We start from the raw sequence: 3,870 nt of genomic DNA, 5'->3' as shown, positions 1-3,870 counted from the left end.
TTCCTGGCCGGCAGGTACCCAAAGACGAGCCCCGTCAAGAATGAACAGGCAAAAGCTAACGCCACCGGCCCGATCGTGAAGCTGATCGGTGCACCGAGGAGCTTTGCCAGTACTCCAGTCCCGATGCCTGCCGCGACGCCAATCGCCCCACCGATCGCGGAAACCACTAGTGCCTCTATTATGAACTGTAGCAGGATATCGCGGCGCCGCGCGCCCGTTGCCATGCGAACGCCGATCTCGCGAGTTCGCTCTGTGACACTCACCAACATAATGTTCATGACCCCGATTCCACCGACAAGGAGCGAAATTGCAGCAACAGCACCAAGAAACAGCTTCAGCGTATTTGATGTCTCGGTGACAGCTTCGCGAATGKACGCCATATTGGTGATGAGAGTGTCCTGTCTCTGGTGACGTTTGTCCAAAAGTGACTGAATCGTCTCCTGTGTGGCGTCGATCGCCGAGCCGTCCTTTACCTGGACGGTAATTGTCCGCACGTTGCGCTGGCCGAAAAGCCGCATGCTTCCAGTCGTCAGGGGAACCAGAACCGTATCGTCCTGATCGTTACCGCCCATACCTGCACCCATTTCGCTCATCACGCCGATGATCTGGAATGGAATTTTGTTGACGAGTACATACTTGCCAATCGGGTCCGTGCCATCGGCAAAGAGCGTCTTGACCACGGTTTGACCAAGCACGGCAACCGGGGCGTAATTAATCATGTCATCCTGATTGATGAATTCGCCCTTACCCACTGTCCAGGACTTCGCCTGCGTGAACTGCGGAACCGTACCATTGGCCGTCGTCTGATAGTCGACATTCCCATAACGTACCGTCACCGTGCTCGTCATTTCCGGAACAGCGAAAGCAACATTTGGCTGTTCGAGGATGGCATCCGCATCGGCCGGAATCAGGGTCACGACGCTGCCGCCCGTACCCCCGCGGAAATTGGCCATGTTCGGTCGGATCACCAAAAGATCGGATCCCATGGAAGAAATTCGGTCAAGGACAGACTTCTGTGCGCCCGTGCCGATAGCAAGCATGGCCACGACCGAACCGACGCCAATGACAATCCCAAGCAGTGTGAGAATCGTGCGGAACAGGTTGGCCCGCAATGCACGGAAGGCCATTTTGATAGCTTCGGAAATATCGGCGATTGCAGCAACACCCTCAAAAGCCTTCTGCTTCAGCCCGGTTGCGGCCTCGGGATTGCTGCGACCCTTTTTTGTCCGGTCCGAGATAATACGGCCGTCGCGCAATTCGATGAGCCGGTCGGCCTGTTCCGCAACTTCGCGTGAGTGGGTAATGACGATGATCGTGTGACCACTCTCGTTCATGCTACGAAGCAGCGCCATGACTTCGTCGCCGCTCTGGCTGTCGAGCGCACCGGTCGGTTCGTCCGCAAGGATGACCCGACCGCCATTCATCAAAGCCCGGGCGATAGAGACACGTTGCTGCTGACCGCCGGAGAGCTGGTTGGGACGGTGATCGAGCCGGTCGCCAAGCTTCAATGAGCTAAGCAGTGCCTCTGCCCGGTCATGCCTGTCGCGAGCTGACGCGCCTGCATAGACCGCTGGGACTTCGACGTTCTCCTGCGCACTGGCGGTCGGGATGAGATTATAACTTTGAAAGACAAAGCCAAACGTGCGCCTGCGCAATCCGGCAAGTTCATCGGGTTCAAAGCCAGAAACGTGTTCGCCATCGAGCAGATAATCACCGCACGTCGGCTGGTCGAGACAGCCCAGAATATTCATAAGCGTCGACTTGCCCGAACCGGATTGGCCAATGATCGCGACAAACTCGCCCGCCTCGATATCAAGCGATATACCGTGAAGAACCTCAACGGCGAGGTCGCCATTGTGATACGTCTTGCTTATATCTCTGAGCGAGATGAGGGCGGTCATCGTCAGAACATCGGCGGCATACGCATGCCGCGCTGCGATCGATTGCCGGAATTACGGCTCGTGCTTGCGCCGTTGCTTTCGCCTCCCTGGCTGACGACCACGAGTTCCCCTTCCTTCACCCCACTCTTGATCTCGGCGCTGACGCGGTTGCGGACACCCACTTCAACCTCGCGAGTTTCCTGGGTGCCGGCGGTCGTGACAACCGTAACCTCGGCCTTGTGACCTTCGCCACTGCTTCCCGCACGACGCGATCCTTCGGAACTGCTCACTGCAGAACTTGGCACAACAAGCACATCGTTTGCAGCTGACTGCACAAAAAATACCTGCGCACTCATTGAGATCATAAGATCGCCATCAGGGTTCGGAACATCAAACAAAGCGTAGTAGAGTACGACATTGTTCTGGATATCTGGGGTCGGCTGGATCTGCCGCAATTTTCCCTTGTAACGCTTTCCTGGCTGCCCCAGCAGGGTGAAGTAGGCATCCATGCCGATCTTGAGCTTGCTGACATCAGCCTCCGAGACTTGTGCCTTCACCGTCATCGTCGACAAATCCGCTATCGTTGCGATCGTTGGCGCCGTTTGGCTAGCATTCAGAGTCTGGCCCTCTTTAACCGGAACAGCAGCGATCGTGCCAGCCATAGGTGCGTAAATCTTCGTGTAACCAAGATCGACCTGATCGCCGGCAAGTGTCGCCTGCTGTTTGCGTATCTGGGCTGCAAGTGCATTTACATCCGCTTCGGCCGCCGCGAGGTCCGCAATGGCTTGATCCAGCGTCGATTGTGAAACGCTGCGCGTCGCCACAAGATTGCGCTGGCGCTCGATATTGGCTTGCTTCAGCACCAGCTGCGCGTTCTTCGAAATCAGCTGTGCCTGCAGATTGGCGAGTTCCGCCTGATCGATTTCTATCCTGTTCTGTATGGTGGCAGGATCGATCTCACCAATAAGCTGATTTTGGGTGACCGTATCGCCAATCTCTACGTGCAGCACCTTGAGCTGTCCGGAAACTTGGGCGCCGGCATCGACCGATTTGATTGAATCGAGCGTACCGACCGCGGTAACTGCATTCTCGATGTCACCGCGTACGACCGCTTGCGTGATGACGGCAGTACTCGCTGTTGATGCGCTGTAGTTTATCCATGCGTAATAACCTGCCCCTGCAACCGCGAGGACGACGGGCAGCCATATCCACAACCGGGACCGCTTCTTTTTTCGATCCGGCTTTACGGTGGCCGGAATGAAGGTCACATTGGACTCGGCAAGGGATGCCTTGCCTTGCTTGGCTATTTTGCTCATCAACCGTCCACCTTGTTGYGCCGACGAACGACACTTTCCCGATCCATCTTAGCAAKAAATGGAGATGAGCGGTTCGCCTGAAAAGTATTGAGATCATTATATTTTCGTAATGATCACTGCGACGCTATTATGAACTGTGGGCATGAATGCGAGCTGAATGAATTTCAAATGCGATGGTAAGGGTGACCCGCAAGGATTGTCGTTGCCCGGTAAAGTTGTTCTGCGACAAGAATGCGAACGATCTGGTGCGGCCATGTCATCGCGCCAAGTGCCAAAACGACATCGGCACGATCCCTCAGTGAAGCGTCGTGTCCGTCAGGACCGCCAATCGCCACGAGGAGCTGACGCTTGCCATCATCCCGAAACCGCGCAACTGCTGCGGCAAAGGCCTCTGAGGGCACCGTCTTCCCCCGCTCGTCCAGAAGAATGAGCACGCCGTCTTGGTCGAGTGCTTCAAGAACTTTCGCAGACTCTTCCCGCTTGCGCAGTTCCGCCTGCGGCGCTTTGCTTTCGGTAATTTCGATAACGGATGTGAATTCAAGCCCGAGAGGAACACCCGTCTTTTTCAGGCGGTCGAAATATCGGTCTGCCAACTCCCGTTCGGGGCCAGACTTCATCCGGCCCACGGCAAAGACAGTAATCCGCATGGCACACTCCGGGTTTCAAGCCTATGC

Annotated in this window: 3 protein-coding genes; all 3 read right to left on the bottom strand. The window is 56.0% G+C overall.

Going from position 1 to position 3,870, the window contains the following annotated elements:
- The coding region (locus ACXJ5O_RS21050; RefSeq protein WP_457301592.1) for a MacB family efflux pump subunit at positions 1–1,901 on the bottom strand (1,901 nt) is incomplete at its 3' end.
- Positions 1,902–1,903: 2 nt separating this feature from the next.
- Positions 1,904–3,196: an efflux RND transporter periplasmic adaptor subunit gene (locus ACXJ5O_RS21045; protein ID WP_457301591.1), complete on the bottom strand. Its 1,293-nt coding sequence runs from the start codon at positions 3,194–3,196 to the stop codon at positions 1,904–1,906.
- Positions 3,197–3,360: 164 nt separating this feature from the next.
- Positions 3,361–3,843: a 23S rRNA (pseudouridine(1915)-N(3))-methyltransferase RlmH gene (rlmH, locus tag ACXJ5O_RS21040; protein ID WP_457301590.1), complete on the bottom strand. Its 483-nt coding sequence runs from the start codon at positions 3,841–3,843 to the stop codon at positions 3,361–3,363.
- Positions 3,844–3,870 lie beyond the last annotated feature (27 nt).

This window comes from Phyllobacterium sp. P5_D12 (assembly GCF_054049495.1).
The sequence above is the reverse complement of the archived record's forward strand: the minus strand, read 5'-3'. Positions and strand labels throughout refer to the sequence as shown.